This window comes from Serratia sp. NFX21 (genome assembly GCF_048517035.1).
In the GTDB taxonomy this organism is placed as follows: domain Bacteria; phylum Pseudomonadota; class Gammaproteobacteria; order Enterobacterales; family Enterobacteriaceae; genus Serratia; species Serratia quinivorans.
This window is the reverse complement of sequence record NZ_CP183196.1, coordinates 274,019-288,780: the sequence shown is the minus strand read 5'-3', so window position 1 is coordinate 288,780 and position 14,762 is coordinate 274,019. Positions and strand designations below refer to the sequence as shown.

The 14,762-nt window shown below is 56.8% G+C and carries 11 protein-coding genes; 6 read left to right on the top strand and 5 right to left on the bottom strand.

Annotated features, from left to right (window positions below; translation table 11 throughout):
• Nucleotides 1–72: 72 nt before the first annotated feature.
• The gene (metF, locus tag ACNT1W_RS01370; RefSeq protein ID WP_012147458.1) at nucleotides 73–966 is read left to right on the top strand and encodes a methylenetetrahydrofolate reductase; all 894 of its coding nucleotides are present in this window, start codon (nucleotides 73–75) and stop codon (nucleotides 964–966) included.
• Between the two features lie 106 nt (nucleotides 967–1,072).
• Here the strand turns inward: metF and ppc are convergent, their stop codons facing one another.
• Together ppc and argE are read right to left on the bottom strand one after the other, a co-directional pair.
• Nucleotides 1,073–3,709: a phosphoenolpyruvate carboxylase gene (ppc, locus tag ACNT1W_RS01365; protein ID WP_012147457.1), complete on the bottom strand. Its 2,637-nt coding sequence runs from the start codon at nucleotides 3,707–3,709 to the stop codon at nucleotides 1,073–1,075.
• Between the two features lie 258 nt (nucleotides 3,710–3,967).
• Nucleotides 3,968–5,113 (bottom strand): acetylornithine deacetylase, encoded by a 1,146-nt coding sequence (argE, locus tag ACNT1W_RS01360; RefSeq protein WP_165366704.1) that lies wholly within the window; start codon nucleotides 5,111–5,113, stop codon nucleotides 3,968–3,970.
• Between the two features lie 216 nt (nucleotides 5,114–5,329).
• Here argE and argC point away from each other — a divergent pair, with 216 nt between their 5' ends.
• From argC to argH, 4 genes are all read left to right on the top strand, one after another.
• Nucleotides 5,330–6,334 carry an N-acetyl-gamma-glutamyl-phosphate reductase gene (gene argC / locus ACNT1W_RS01355; RefSeq protein WP_012147455.1) on the top strand — a complete coding sequence of 335 codons (1,005 nt, stop codon included), beginning with the start codon at nucleotides 5,330–5,332 and terminating at the stop codon, nucleotides 6,332–6,334.
• Nucleotides 6,335–6,363: 29 nt separating this feature from the next.
• Nucleotides 6,364–7,137: an acetylglutamate kinase gene (argB, locus tag ACNT1W_RS01350; protein ID WP_012147454.1), complete on the top strand. Its 774-nt coding sequence runs from the start codon at nucleotides 6,364–6,366 to the stop codon at nucleotides 7,135–7,137.
• A 25-nt stretch (nucleotides 7,138–7,162) separates the two neighbouring features.
• Nucleotides 7,163–8,383, top strand: a complete 1,221-nt coding sequence (locus ACNT1W_RS01345) for an argininosuccinate synthase (RefSeq protein ID WP_115183540.1) — start codon at nucleotides 7,163–7,165, stop codon at nucleotides 8,381–8,383.
• Nucleotides 8,384–8,460: 77 nt separating this feature from the next.
• The gene (gene argH, locus ACNT1W_RS01340; RefSeq protein ID WP_419246313.1) at nucleotides 8,461–9,834 is read left to right on the top strand and encodes an argininosuccinate lyase; all 1,374 of its coding nucleotides are present in this window, start codon (nucleotides 8,461–8,463) and stop codon (nucleotides 9,832–9,834) included.
• Nucleotides 9,835–9,898: 64 nt separating this feature from the next.
• Here argH and ACNT1W_RS01335 read toward each other — a convergent pair whose 3' ends face one another.
• A complete protein-coding gene (locus ACNT1W_RS01335) occupies nucleotides 9,899–11,347 on the bottom strand; it encodes a dihydrolipoyl dehydrogenase (RefSeq protein ID WP_012147451.1) in 1,449 nt (482 codons plus the stop codon).
• A gap of 77 nt (nucleotides 11,348–11,424) precedes the next feature.
• Nucleotides 11,425–12,156, bottom strand: coding sequence for a glutathione peroxidase (locus ACNT1W_RS01330; RefSeq protein WP_012147450.1), 732 nt, complete (start codon nucleotides 12,154–12,156; stop codon nucleotides 11,425–11,427).
• Between the two features lie 151 nt (nucleotides 12,157–12,307).
• Between ACNT1W_RS01330 and oxyR the strand changes: the two genes are divergently transcribed.
• Nucleotides 12,308–13,225: a DNA-binding transcriptional regulator OxyR gene (oxyR, locus tag ACNT1W_RS01325; RefSeq protein ID WP_012147449.1), complete on the top strand. Its 918-nt coding sequence runs from the start codon at nucleotides 12,308–12,310 to the stop codon at nucleotides 13,223–13,225.
• On the opposite strand, the gene sthA is transcribed toward oxyR, so the two are convergent.
• Nucleotides 13,208–14,605 carry a Si-specific NAD(P)(+) transhydrogenase gene (sthA, locus tag ACNT1W_RS01320; RefSeq protein WP_012147448.1) on the bottom strand — a complete coding sequence of 466 codons (1,398 nt, stop codon included), beginning with the start codon at nucleotides 14,603–14,605 and terminating at the stop codon, nucleotides 13,208–13,210. The genes oxyR and sthA overlap by 18 nt on opposite strands.
• Nucleotides 14,606–14,762: the final 157 nt, after the last annotated feature.

The following is a 14,762-nucleotide window of genomic DNA, read 5'->3' as shown; positions in this document are numbered from 1 at the left end:
ATCTAGACGTCTAAACGTATAGACGCTTAATAAGATAAAGCAAAACAGCGATCGATAAGAGGCGGACAGGGTATGAGTTTTTTTCACGCAAACCAGCGGGAAGCGCTGAATCAGAGTCTGGCAGAGTTAAACGGCCAGATTAACGTATCATTCGAGTTCTTCCCGCCGCGCACCAGCGAGATGGAAGACACCCTGTGGCAGTCCATCGATCGTCTGAGCAGCCTGAAACCTAAATTTGTCTCTGTGACCTATGGTGCCAACTCCGGCGAGCGCGATCGTACCCACAGCATTATCAAAGGGATTAAGGAGCGTACCGGTCTGGAGGCAGCACCGCACCTGACCTGCATCGACGCCAGCCCGGCTCAGCTGCGTGAGATTGCTACCGACTACTGGAACAGCGGCATCCGTCATATCGTGGCGCTGCGTGGCGACCTGCCACCGGGCAGCGGTAAGCCCGATATGTACGCTACCGATTTGGTGGCCTTGCTCAAAGACGTCGGCGATTTTGATATCTCGGTGGCGGCCTACCCTGAAGTGCACCCGGAAGCCAAAAGTCCGCAGGCGGATCTGATTAACCTGAAGCGTAAAATCGATGCCGGTGCCAACCGCGCGATTACCCAGTTCTTCTTTGATGTGGAAAGCTACCTGCGTTTTCGTGACCGCTGCGTGGCGACCGGTATTGACGTGGAAATCGTGCCGGGCATTCTGCCGGTGTCCAACTTCAAGCAGTTGCAGCGTTTTGCCACCATGACTAACGTGCGTGTGCCGAGCTGGATGACCAGCATGTTTGAAGGGCTGGACGACGATGCCGAAACCCGCAAAATGGTCGGTGCCAATATCGCGATGGATATGGTGAAAATTCTCAGCCGCGAAGGGGTGAAAGACTTCCACTTCTATACGCTGAACCGCGCCGAGATGAGTTACGCCATTTGCCATACGTTGGGCGTGCGCCCGGCGGCGGCATAATCTACTCTATTTGTCATTGAGAAGGGCGCTGGGTAAAGACGGCGCCCTTTTTGTTGGATAAAAAAACGGCCCCTGTGAGCAGGAGCCGTTTTTTACAACGCTCTACCTAGCCGGTGTTGCGCATCCCGGCGGCGACGCCGGCAATGGTCACCATCAGCGCCTGCTCAACGCGGGCATCCGGTTGTTCCTGTTGACGCGAACGATGCAGCAGTTCCGCCTGCAGTACGTTGAGCGGATCGGTATACACGTTACGCAGCGCAATGGATTCGGCGATCCACGGCAAGTCTTCCATCAGGTGCGCGTCATTAGCGATGGTCAACACTACCTTGATGTCGCTTGCCAGCTGGTCGCGCAATTGCTGGCCCAGTGGCCACAGCGATTTGTCCACCAGACGCTGATCGTAGTATTCCGCCAGCCACAGGTCGGCCTTGGCGAACACCATTTCCAGCATCGCGATGCGGGTGGAGAAGAATGGCCAGTCGCGGCACATGGCTTCCAGTTGATCCTGCTTACCGGCCTTCACTGCCTCTTGCAAACCGGCACCGGCACCCAGCCAGGCCGGCAGCATCAGGCGGTTCTGCGTCCAGGCGAAGATCCATGGAATGGCACGCAGGCTTTCAACGCCGCCGTTTGGCTTGCGTTTGGCCGGGCGTGAACCCAATGGCAACTTGCCCAGTTCCAGTTCCGGCGTCGCGGCGCGGAAGTACGGCACGAATTCCGGATTTTCACGCACGTAACCACGATACATTTTGCATGAGGTGTCTGACAGGTCATCCATCAGTGCACGCCACTCTTTTTTCGGCTCCGGCGGCGGCAACAGGTTGGCTTCCAGGATCGCACCGGTGTACAGCGCCAGGCTGCTGATGGTGACTTCCGGCAGGCCAAATTTGAAGCGGATCATCTCGCCCTGTTCGGTGACGCGCAGGCCGCCTTTCAGGCTGCCCGGCGGTTGCGACAGCAGTGCCGCATGCGCCGGGGCGCCACCACGGCCAATCGAGCCGCCGCGACCGTGGAACAATGTCAGCGCCACGCCGGCTTTCTCACAGGTTTTGATCAGTGCGTCTTGCGCGCGGTACTGCGCCCATGAGGCGGCCATCACTCCGGCGTCTTTTGCCGAGTCGGAATAGCCAATCATCACCATCTGTTTGCCCTGGATAAAGCCGCGGTACCAGTCAATATTCAGCAACTGGGTCATTACGTCGTCGGCGTTGTTCAGGTCGTCGAGGGTTTCGAACAGCGGGGCCACCGGCAGGGCGAACGGGCAACCGGCTTCTTTCAGCAACAGGTGAACCGCCAGCACGTCAGAAGGCGTGCGGGCCATGGAAATCACATAGGCGGCAATCGAACCCTGTGGCGCTTCGGCGATCACCCGACAGGTTTCCAGCACTTCCTGGGTGTCGGCACTCGGCTCCCATTTCAGTGGCACCAGCGGGCGTTTGGAGTTCAGCTCGCGGATCAGGAATGCCTGTTTGTCGGCTTCCGACCAGCTTTCGTAGTCGCCCAGCCCCAGATAGCGGGTCAATTCGGCGATGGCTTCGGTGTGGCGGGTACTTTCCTGACGCACGTCGATCCGCACCAGCGGCACGCCAAAGCAGCGCACGCGACGCAGGGTATCGAGCAACTGGCCATTGGCGATGATGCTCATGCCACAGGCCTGCAGCGACTGGTAACAGGCGAACAGCGGTTCCCACAGCTGTTCGTTATTCACCAGCAGGTCGTGCGGTTTCAGTACGCGCTCACCCTTCAGGCGACCTTCCAGATAAGCCTGAGAGCTCATCAACTGGCTGCGCAGTTGCTTCATGATTTCGCGGTACGGCTCTTGCACCTCGTCGCCACCGGCCCGTGCACGCAGTTCCGGGGTACATTCGGTCATCGACAGCTCGGAGACCAGCACCTGAATATCGCGGGTGAACAGGTCGCAAGCCTTCCAACGGCTGAGCAGCAGTACATGGCGGGTAATTTCAGCCGTCACATTCGGGTTGCCGTCGCGGTCACCGCCCATCCAGGAGGTGAAACGTACCGGCACCGCTTCCGCCGGCAGGCTGTAATCGATGGAGTTTTCCAACTGTTCGTTGAATTCGCGCAGGAAGGCAGGCACCCCTTCCCACAGGCTGTTTTCCACCACCGCAAAGCCCCACTTGGCTTCGTCGATCGGGGAGGGACGATGTTTGCGGATCTCGTCGGTATGCCAGGACTGGGCCACTAATTGGCGCAGACGGCGCATGATCTTGTTGCGCTCGTAGTCGGCCAGATCGTTATGGTCGAGTTGGCTGAGGCAGGTGTTGACCTCAACCAGCTTGTGGATCAGGGTGCGGCGAGTGATTTCCGTCGGGTGCGCGGTCAGCACCAGTTCGATGGACAGCTGTGACACCGCATTTTGCAGCTCCTTGGTGCTGAGCTTTTTGTCTTTCAGCCGGGTGAACAACTGCGCCAGCGCTTCCGGGTTGCTGGCGGCTTCACCATTGGGTGAAATGCTGTGGTACTGCTCGGCGACGTTGGTCAGATTAAGAAACTGGCTGAAGGCGCGTGCGACCGGCAGCAACTCGTCGTTGGACAGGTTTTGCAAGGTAGAAAGCAGCTCCTGGCGATGCGCTTCGTTACCTGCACGTGAAGATTTGGAAAGCTTACGGATAGTTTCAACGCGATCGAGAATATGCTCGCCCAGCGCTTCTTTGATGGTATCGCCGAGCAATTTGCCGAGCATACTGACATTACTTCGCATTGCCGAATATTGTTCGTTCATATAACCCCTGACCCAGTTCTGTATGATTTTTATCTTGTAAGTAAATTTCACGTGTCAGGCGAACAGCGCCTGTTTCATCTCGCCACGTTCCTGTCCAATGGTCAATTGACACTATTTTTAGCAAAAAAACATCAAAATCGGCGCATTTTCTGAAATTTAATTACGCTGCGCCGGTTATCAGTCTGGCTTATTTCCTTGGTTTGCTACTTATTAGTGGGTAGGGAGATGATAAATCATTAACCCTACCCTGTGTCAGGTTTATTGGCGGCAGAAGTGGCTGACCAACTGACCCAGCAGCTTGCGCGTCGGTTCGATAAAGCCGGTATCTATGTATTCGTCCGGTTGATGCGCCTGGTCGATAGAGCCAGGGCCCAACACCAGCGTCGGGCAGACCTGCTGGACGAAGGGAGCCTCAGTGCAATAGTTGACCACCTGCGTGCGGGTGCCCAGCAGTTTCTCAATCACCGCCACCATATGGTGATCGGTCGGGCACTCATAACCCGGAACCGAGGCATGCAACTCCTCAATGCTCAGGCGGCCCGGCCAGCGTTGGCTGACTGGCTCCAGCGTTTGCTGCATCAGTTCGTTGATGTTGTCGAGCGTCATGCCCGGTAACGGGCGGATATCCAGATGCAGCTCGCAGCAGGCGCAGATGCGGTTGGCCGCATCGCCCCCGTTGATATGACCGAAGTTCATGGTCGGGTAGGGCACGGCAAAGGCCGGGTTGTTAAAGCGCTCTTGCAGCGTTTTGCGCAGTTCCATCAGGCGGCCGATGGTTTCATGCATCAGATCGATGGCGTTCACGCCGCGCGCCGGGTCACTCGAGTGGCCGGATTGGCCGACGATGCGGATGGCGTTGGCTATGTGGCCCTTGTGCGCGCGTACCGGCTGCAGCGAGGTTGGCTCACCGATAATGGCGAAGTCCGGACGGATGCTGGTCGAGGCGGCGAAATAACGTGCGCCGGCCATCGTCGTTTCTTCATCTGCGGTGGCCAGAATGTATAAAGGCTTGGTCAGTTGGCTGGCGTCGATGTCGCGTACCGCATCCAGAATAAAGGCAAAGAAGCCTTTCATATCGGCAGTGCCCAGACCGTACAGCTTATTGTCGTGTTCGGTCAGGGTGAAAGGGTCGCGCGTCCAGCGGCCTTCATCATAAGGCACGGTGTCGGTGTGACCCGCCAGCAGCAGGCCACCGCTGCCTTCGCCAATGCTGGCCAGCAGGTTGAATTTGTTGCGGCTGTCCGGCACCGGCTGCACGTCGACGCGGAAGCCCAAATCGGCAAACCAGCCGGCCAGCAAGTTGATTAACGCTTCATTACTCTGATCGAGGGCGCCATCGGTGGCGCTGATCGACGGAGTGGCGATCAACGCCCGGTACAGCTCAATAAATGGAGGTAATTTCATCTTCACTGTTGACAGCCTTTGGTTAGGTTGGTATCAATATTCATGCATTTATTGTGAATAAAAATACAATAAGCTGGAGCGTAAGGGAACCCGATTCCCGGATGATTATAAAAACATCAACGCTCGACCTCGTGGGTGAACGGCAAAACAACGCTGGTGAGCCTGGAAACCTGAGTCGAATACGACCCAACGCAAGTCTAGAAGGTGAAAGGCCCCATGTTGAATACGCTGATTGTCGGTGCCAGCGGTTATGCCGGAGCAGAGCTCACGGCGTACCTTAATCGTCACCCACACATGAACATAACCGCTTTAGCGGTTTCAGCGCAAAGTGCAGATGCAGGAAAATTGCTTTCCGATTTGCACCCCCAGTTAAAAGGCATCGTCGATCTCCCCTTGCAGCCGCTGGTTGACGTAGCCGCCGCCGCTGCTGGTATCGACGTAGTGTTCCTGGCGACGGCACACGAGGTCAGCCACGATATCGCGCCGGCATTCCTGGCCGCAGGTTGCGTGGTGTTCGATCTCTCCGGCGCATTCCGCGTGAAAGATACCGCCTTCTACAGCCAATATTACGGTTTTGAACATCAGCATGCCGACTTGCTGGAGCAGGCGGTGTATGGCCTGGCGGAATGGCAGAGCGACAAAATCAAACAGGCTCAGCTGATCGCCGTACCGGGCTGTTATCCGACGGCGGCGCAGTTGGCGCTGAAACCGTTGATCGACCAGGAGTTGCTGAACCTTGATCAGTGGCCGGTGATCAACGCGACCAGCGGCGTCAGCGGTGCGGGCCGCAAGGCCAGCGTGACCACCAGTTTCTGTGAGGTGAGCCTGCAGCCGTACGGTATTTTCAACCACCGTCACCATCCGGAAATCGTCGCGCATTTGGGCGTGCCGGTCATTTTTACGCCACATTTGGGTAACTTCCCGCGTGGTATTCTCGAAACCATTACCTGTCGCCTGAAAGCCGGTGTGACCGCGCAGGATGTGGCTGCCGTTTATCACGCCGCCTATGACGACAAACCGCTGGTGCGGCTGTACGACCAGGGCGTACCGGCATTGAAGTCAGTCGTCGGGCTGCCGTTCTGCGACATCGGCTTTGCCGTGCAGGGCGAACACCTGATTGCCGTGGCGGCGGAAGACAACCTGTTGAAAGGCGCAGCCGCTCAGGCGGTGCAATGCCTGAATATCCGTTTTGGGTTCCCTGAAACCCAGTCATTACTTTAATAAATCACCAGCGTGGGATGTAAACAGCGATGAATCCGTTAATTATCAAGTTAGGTGGCGTGTTATTAGACAGTGAAGAGGCGCTGGAGCGTCTGTTTACCGCACTGGACAGCTACCGTCAGCAGCATCAGCGCCCGTTGGTGATCGTTCACGGCGGCGGTTGCCTGGTCGATGAGCTGATGAAAAAGCTTTCCCTGCCGGTGGTGAAGAAGAATGGCCTGCGTGTGACCCCGGCCGATCAGATTGACATTATTACCGGCGCGCTGGCCGGCACCGCCAACAAAACCTTGCTGGCGTGGGCCATCAAGCACCAGATTAACGCGGTTGGCCTGAGCCTGGCGGACGGCGGCAGCGTGACTGTCACCCCGCTGGATCCAGCGCTGGGCCACGTGGGCAATGCGCAACCGGGCTCCCCGCTGTTGCTCAATACCCTGCTGGGCGCCGGTTATTTGCCGGTGATCAGTTCCATCGGTATTACCGCCGATGGGCAGTTAATGAATGTGAACGCCGATCAGGCGGCGACGGCTCTGGCCGCCACCCTGGGTGCGGATTTGATCCTGCTGTCGGATGTCAGTGGCATCCTCGATGGAAAAGGGCAACGCATCGCAGAAATGACGGCGCAAAAAGCGGAACAACTGATTGCCCAGGGCATCATCACTGATGGTATGGTGGTGAAGGTGAATGCGGCGCTCGATGCGGCCCGCACCCTCGGTCGCCCGGTAGATATCGCCAGTTGGCGCCATGCCGATCAGCTTCCTGCACTGTTTAACGGCGTGTCAATTGGCACCCGGATCCTCGCTTAAATATAGAATTAAAAAGGAAAAGACCATGCAAAACCAAGGCATCAAAAAAATCGTTCTGGCGTACTCTGGCGGTCTGGACACTTCGGCCATCATTCCCTGGCTGAAAGAAAACTACGGCGGCTGCGAAGTGGTAGCCTTCGTGGCGGATATCGGCCAGGAGCGCAGCGATCTGGAAGGTGTGGAGCAAAAAGCCCTGCAATCCGGTGCCTCTGAGTGCCACGTGGTTGATCTGCGTGAAGAATTCATCCGTGATTACGTTTACCCGGTACTGCAGACCGGAGCCCTGTATGAAGGCAGCTACCTGCTGGGCACCTCCATGGCGCGCCCGATTATCGCTAAAGCGCAGGTTGAACTGGCGCTGAAAGTGGGTGCTGACGCGGTGTGCCACGGCGCAACCGGTAAAGGTAATGACCAGGTGCGTTTCGAAACCACCTATACCGCACTGGCCCCACATCTGAAAGTGGTTGCCCCTTGGCGTGAGTGGAACCTGCGTTCCCGTGAAGCGCTGCTGGACTACCTGAAAGAGCGCAACATCCCGACCACCGCGTCGCTGGAAAAAATCTACAGCCGTGACGAGAATGCCTGGCATATCTCTACCGAAGGCGGCGTGCTGGAAAGCCCGTGGAACGCACCGAACAAAGACTGCTGGGTCTGGACTGTCGATCCGCAGGAAGCGCCGGATCAGCCTGAGCAAGTGACCATCACCGTAGAGAAAGGCTGCGTAGTGGCGGTTAACGGTGAAGTTCTTAGCCCGTACAAATGTTTGGAAACCCTGAACGTGCTGGGTGCCAAGCATGGCGTGGGCCGTATTGATATCGTAGAAAACCGTCTGGTAGGCATCAAATCCCGCGGCTGCTACGAAACCCCGGGCGGCACCATTATGGTGGCGGCACTGCGTGGCGTTGAACAGCTGGTGCTGGATCGCGACAGTTTCAAATGGCGTGAGCAACTGGGCCTGGAAATGTCTTACGTGGTATACGATGGCCGTTGGTTTGCTCCACTGCGTCGTTCACTGCAGGCTTCCGCCGAAGCGCTGGCCGAAGAAGTTAACGGTGAAGTGGTGTTGCAGCTGTACAAAGGCCAGGTGACGGCGATTCAGAAGAAATCCGCCAACAGCCTGTACTCCGAAGAGTTCGCGACCTTCGGCGAAGACGAAGTTTACGATCACAGCCACGCGGGCGGTTTTATCCGTCTGTTCTCACTCTCTTCACGCATTCGCGCGCTGAACGAGATCAAGAACAAGTAACTTATTAATTATTCGGCGTGACTTGATAGGGGCGCAGCGTGCTGCGCCCCTATTCGCATAAAAATCAGGAGTAAGGTATGGCACTTTGGGGCGGACGGTTCAGTCAGGCGGCAGATCAGCGGTTCAAACAATTAAACGATTCTCTGCGCTTCGATTATCGCCTGGCGGAACAGGACATTGTGGGTTCGGTGGCCTGGTCGAAAGCGCTGGTCACCGTCAACGTATTGACGGCAGCCGAGCAGCAGCAGCTTGAGCAGGCGTTGAACGGGCTGTTGGCAGAAGTGCAGGCCGATCCGCAGGCGATTCTCAGCAGCGATGCAGAAGATATTCACAGTTGGGTGGAGCAGAAGCTGATCGACCAAGTCGGCGATCTGGGCAAAAAACTGCACACCGGCCGTAGCCGTAACGATCAGGTCGCGACCGATCTGAAATTGTGGTGCAAGCAGCAGATCGGCGAACTGCATCAGGCCATCGTGCAGCTGCAACAGGCGCTGGTGGAAACTGCCGAAGCCAATCAAGACGCGGTGATGCCGGGTTATACCCACCTGCAGCGTGCGCAGCCGGTGACCTTTGCCCACTGGTGCTTGGCCTATGTGGAAATGCTGGCGCGTGACGAAAGCCGTTTGCAGGACACGCTGAAGCGCCTGGACGTCAGCCCATTGGGCAGCGGTGCGCTGGCCGGCACCGCCTACCCGATCGACCGTGAACAACTGGCCGGTTGGCTGGGCTTTGCCTCGGCCACCCGTAATAGTCTGGACAGCGTTTCCGACCGCGACCACGTGCTGGAGTTGTTATCCAATGCTTCTATCAGCATGGTGCACCTGTCGCGCTTTGCCGAAGACCTGATTTTCTTCAACAGTGGCGAAGCAGCCTTTGTCGATCTGTCTGACCGTGTGACCTCCGGCTCATCGCTGATGCCGCAGAAGAAAAACCCGGATGCACTGGAGCTGATCCGTGGCAAATGTGGCCGCGTGCAGGGTGCATTGACCGGTATGATGATGACGTTGAAAGGCCTGCCGTTGGCATATAACAAAGACATGCAGGAAGACAAGGAAGGGCTGTTCGACGCGCTTGATACCTGGATGGATTGCCTGCAGATGGCTGCGCTGGTGCTGGATGGTATCCAGGTGAAACGTCCGCGCTGTAAAGAAGCGGCGGAGCAGGGCTACGCCAACTCGACCGAACTGGCGGACTATCTGGTCGCCAAAGGCGTGCCGTTCCGTGAGGCGCACCATATCGTCGGTGAAGCGGTAGTGGAAGCCATTCGTCAGGGCAAGGCGCTGGAAGCCCTGCCGTTGACTGATTTGCAGAAATTCAGCGCAGTGATTGGTGACGATGTGTACCCGATCCTGGCATTGCAGTCTTGCCTGGATAAGCGCTCGGCCAAAGGCGGCGTTTCTCCTCAGCAGGTCGCCAGCGCGATCGCCGCAGCGAAACAACGCTTGGCTTAATTAGGTTACTCAGTATCAAGGGCGCAGTTCATAGGCAGAACTGCGCCCTTTTTTTTTAGAAAGATTACTCGCCCGGGCAGCGCTGGCAGCGTTCCGCCTCGGCCTCACCCAGTTTAAGCTTGGCCTGCAGATCGCGCAGCGCGGTGCGCAGACCTTCTTCGATCACCGGATGATAAAACGGCATGTCCAGCATCTGATTGATGGTCATTTGCTGCTGATGCGCCCAGGCCAGCAGATGGGCGATATGCTCAACCTCCGGCCCCATCATCTCTGCACCGAGGAAACGTCCGGTGCCCTGTTCGCCGTAGACGTGCAGGATACCTTTGTTACGTAGCATCACGCGTGAACGCCCCTGGTTCTCGAATGACACCTCACCGATTTCAAAACAGCCACAGGCGCTGAATTTCTCGCTCAGTTCACGGAAGGTGGAACCGACCATGGCAATCTGCGGATCGGAGAATACCACCGAGATCGCGCTGCGTCGCAGGCCCGGCGCGACTTCCGGGTAGCTGCCGGCGTTGCTACCGGCAATGCGCGCCTGATCGCTGGCTTCGTGCAGCAGCGGCAGTTGATTGCTGGCGTCACCGGCAATAAAGATATGTGGCACGCTGGTTTGCATCGTCAGGCGATCGGCCTGGGGTACGCCCCGAACGTCGAGTAGCAGGCCGGTATTCTCCAGGCCCAGATTATCGACGTTCGGTCGGCGACCGGTGGCGGCCAACACATAATCCACCATGATCTCCTGCGTCTTGCCGTGTAAATCCTGATAACGGATAAACACTTTGTCGCCTTCGCGCTGCATCATCTCCACTTTCACATCGGCATCAAGATAGAACTCTTCGCCCAGGGTTTTAGCGGCGTAGTTGCGTACCGTGCTGTCAGTCAACGGGCCGACGGCGCCGCCAACGCCAAACACTTTGGTCTCAACCCCGAGACGATGCAGCGCCTGACCCAGTTCCAGGCCAATCACACCTGGCCCGAATACCGCGACCGACTGCGGTAAATCATCCCAGTTGAAGACGTCGTCATTGACGATCAGTCGGTCACCCAGTGTATTCCAGGGCGCGGGCCAGCTTGGGCGGGAACCGGTGGCGATAACAATGCGCTGTGCCACGATGCGCGTATGTTCATCCACCTGCAGGGTGTTGTCGTCGATAAAACGGGCGTAACCGCTAATTTTGTCGGCCGCCGGGATCTCGTCGACACCTTCCAATACAAAGCCGACGAAACGGTCGCGTTCGCGTTTGACGCGGTCCATCACTTCACGACCGTTAATGGTGGTTTTACCGGCGGGATATACGCCAAAGCCTGGCGCACGCTCGATTTGATGCACCGCCTCGGCGGCAGCAATCAGCAATTTTGATGGCATGCAGCCAACGCGGGCACAGGTGGTGCCGTAGGCCCCGCCCTCAATCATGACTACGCTGGGAGTCGAAAGCTTGGCGGCGCGATAGGCGCCCAGACCGGCGGTGCCGCCACCGATAACGGCGACGTCAACATTCAACTGTTTCATATCCGCTCCTGAAAGCTAAAAAAAGGGCGGGCCGGAGCCCGCCAAAAGTTCACGTTGGCTTTGTTATTACTTATAAATCAGGCTGACAGGAAGCTTTCCAGGTCATCGCTACCGCCAATATGACGGCCGCCGATGAACACCTGCGGTACCGTGGCACGGCCGCTGACGGCGCGCAGGCTGACGGTCGTCGCGTCCTGACCCAGTACGATCTCTTCATACTGAATGCCACGTTCCTGCAGCATTTGTTTGGCTTTGGCGCAGAACGGGCAGCCCGGCTTGGTAAACAGCGAAACCGACTCCTGCACTTTGAATTCTGGCGCCAGGTATTTCAGCATGGTGTCGGCGTCAGACACCTCAAACGGGTCGCCCGGCTTGTTGGGCTCGACAAACATTTTTTCCACTACGCCGTTACGCACCAGCATCGAGTAACGCCATGAGCGTGGGCCAAAGCCCAAATCGGCTTTCTCGACCAGCATGTTCATGCCTTTGGTGAATTCACCGTTGCCGTCCGGCACGAAGGTGATGTTTTCAGCATGTTGATCGGCTTTCCAGGCGTTCATCACGAAGGTGTCGTTCACCGAGACGCACAGAATGTTGTCAACGCCGTGCTGCTTGAATACGCTGGACAGCTCGTTGTAGCGCGGCAGATGGCTGGAAGAGCAGGTCGGAGTGAACGCGCCCGGCAGTGAAAATACGATGACGGTTTTATCTTTAAACAGGTCGTTGGTAGTCACATCGATCCATTGGTCACCCTGGCGGGTGTGGAAGGTCACCTGAGGAACTTTTTTGCCTTCTTGACTGGTAAACATGAATTAACCCCTTAATTAGGAAAAATAATTTTTAGCTTTCAGCGTTATGCCGCTTTGATGGGACACATTATTGCCGCCGGGGGTTGATAGATCTAATCGCTCATTGCTATCTTATCTATCGCCATGAGCTATCGTGGTCTGGAGGGAAACAATGAATATTCGTGATTTAGAGTACCTGGTCGCCTTGGCCGAGCACCGGCATTTCCGCCGTGCCGCCGATTCATGCCATGTTAGCCAACCCACGCTCAGTGGGCAGATCCGCAAGCTGGAAGACGAACTGGGTGTGATGTTGCTCGAGCGCACCAGCCGCAAGGTGTTATTTACCCAGGCGGGCCTGTTGCTGGTGGAGCAGGCGCGTACCGTGCTGCGCGAAGTCAAAGTTCTGAAAGAGATGGCCAGCCAGCAGGGCGAAGCCATGTCCGGGCCGTTGCATATCGGCCTGATCCCGACCGTCGGGCCTTATTTGCTGCCGCAGATCATCCCTACGCTGCACAAAACCTTCCCCAAGCTGGAAATGTACCTGCATGAGGCGCAAACCCAACAGCTGCTGGCGCAACTCGACAGCGGTAAACTGGACTGTGCGATCCTGGCGTTGGTGAAGGAAACCGAAGCCTTTATCGAAGTGCCGTTGTTTGATGAGCCAATGAAGCTGGCGGTGTACTCCGATCACCCATGGTCGCAGCGTGACCGTGTGGCGATGCCGGATTTGGCAGGGGAAAAACTGCTGATGCTGGAAGATGGGCACTGCTTGCGCGATCAGGCAATGGGCTTTTGCTTCCAGGCCGGTGCCGACGAGGATACCCATTTCCGGGCGACCAGCCTGGAAACGCTGCGCAATATGGTGGCGGCGGGCAGTGGTATTACGCTGTTGCCTTCATTGGCGGTGCCGCCACAGCGTGAGCGTGACGGCGTGTGCTATCTCGACTGTTATAAACCTGAACCCAAGCGCACCATTGCGCTGGTGTACCGCCCCGGCTCCCCATTGCGCAGTCGTTATGAGCAATTGGCCGAGGCGATCCGCGAGCACATGCAAAACTACCTGGGTACCACGCTAAAACAGGCGGTTTAAGCCGTTCAGCGCTGCCACCCGGTAGGCTTCGGCCATGGTCGGATAGTTGAAGGTCGTATTAACGAAATACTCGATAGTATTGCCTTCACCTTTCTGTTCCATGATCGCCTGACCGATGTGAATGATCTCCGCCGCACGCTCACCGAAGCAGTGGATCCCGAGGATCTGCAGGGTGTCGCGATGGAACAGGATCTTCAGGCTGCCGACGTTCATCCCGGCAATCTGCGCACGCGCCAGATGCTTGAACTGGGCGCGGCCCACTTCATACGGCACCTTCATCGCCGTCAGTTCCTGTTCGGTTTTACCGACGGAGCTGATTTCCGGAATGGTATAAATACCGGTCGGGATGTCTTCAATCAGATGCCCGCTGGCTTCGCCTGAAGCAATCGCCTGCGCGGCAATACGGCCCTGATCGTAAGCGGCAGATGCCAGGCTTGGATAACCAATTACGTCACCCACGGCATAAATGTGCGACAGCGCAGTCTGGTACATGCTGTTCACTTTCAGCAGGCCACGGCTGTCTGACTCCAGACCGACGTTCTCCAGCCCCAGCGAGTCGGTGTTACCGGTACGGCCGTTGGCATACAGCAGGCAGTCCGCTTTCACTTTTTTGCCGGATTTCAGGTGAACAATCACGCCGTCGTCGGTGCCTTCGATTTTCTCGAATTCTTCGTTGTGACGGATCACCACGCCGTTGTTCCAGAAGTGGTAAGACAGTGAGTCTGACATTTCCTGGTCGAGGAACGCCAGCAGGCGATCGCGGGTATTGATCAGATCGACCTTCACGTTCAACCCGCGGAAGATAGATGCATATTCGCAGCCGATAACCCCGGCGCCATAAATGATCACGTGGCGCGGTTCGTGGTTCAGTTCGAGGATTGAATCGCTGTTGTAAATGCGCGGATGGTTAAAATCGACGCTCGACGGATTGTAAGGGCGCGAACCGCAGGCGATGACGATATGGTCGGCGCGGATAGTGTCCTGAGTGCCATCCATATAGCTGACGCTGACGGTGTTGGCGTCGATAAAGCGTGCGTCGCCGGCAAACAGCTTGCATTGGTTACGCTCATAGAATCCCTGGCGCATCCGGGTTTGCTGGTTAATCACGTTATCGGCATGGCGCAAAATATCAGGGAATGTCGCGCTGAGCGTGCGTGAGTTGTTATAAAGCGGGTTCTGGTTGAATTCGATAATGCGGCTAACGGCGTGGCGGAGGGCTTTGGACGGGATGGTACCCCAGTGGGTACATCCGCCGCCTACGTTATTGTACCGTTCGATAACGGCCACGCGGGCGCCCTGTTTCACCAACCCCATAGCGGCACCTTCACCACCAGGGCCCGAGCCAATAACTATGGCATCAAATTGATAGTGCTGTTGCATAGGGGAGAGACCTGTCTTAATTACAAAATTACAACGGTATCTTAACATCATAGCGCTGAGTGCCCAATCACCATTAGGCTTTTTGAGGCAAAGCACAAATGGTGCAGGCGGAAACTGTGACAGGGCGCGTTTGTATAAATGCTGTTGCAATAAAATT

Coding starts and splice junctions, on each gene's coding strand:
- sthA (WP_012147448.1), bottom strand. CDS start 14,605: ATGCAACAGCACTATCAATTTGATGCCATAGTTATTGGCTCGGGCCCT.
- oxyR (WP_012147449.1), top strand. CDS start 12,308: ATGAATATTCGTGATTTAGAGTACCTGGTCGCCTTGGCCGAGCACCGG.
- ppc (WP_012147457.1), bottom strand. CDS start 3,709: ATGAACGAACAATATTCGGCAATGCGAAGTAATGTCAGTATGCTCGGC.
- ACNT1W_RS01345 (WP_115183540.1), top strand. CDS start 7,163: ATGCAAAACCAAGGCATCAAAAAAATCGTTCTGGCGTACTCTGGCGGT.
- argE (WP_165366704.1), bottom strand. CDS start 5,113: ATGAAATTACCTCCATTTATTGAGCTGTACCGGGCGTTGATCGCCACT.
- ACNT1W_RS01330 (WP_012147450.1), bottom strand. CDS start 12,156: ATGTTTACCAGTCAAGAAGGCAAAAAAGTTCCTCAGGTGACCTTCCAC.
- argB (WP_012147454.1), top strand. CDS start 6,364: ATGAATCCGTTAATTATCAAGTTAGGTGGCGTGTTATTAGACAGTGAA.
- argH (WP_419246313.1), top strand. CDS start 8,461: ATGGCACTTTGGGGCGGACGGTTCAGTCAGGCGGCAGATCAGCGGTTC.
- argC (WP_012147455.1), top strand. CDS start 5,330: ATGTTGAATACGCTGATTGTCGGTGCCAGCGGTTATGCCGGAGCAGAG.
- ACNT1W_RS01335 (WP_012147451.1), bottom strand. CDS start 11,347: ATGAAACAGTTGAATGTTGACGTCGCCGTTATCGGTGGCGGCACCGCC.
- metF (WP_012147458.1), top strand. CDS start 73: ATGAGTTTTTTTCACGCAAACCAGCGGGAAGCGCTGAATCAGAGTCTG.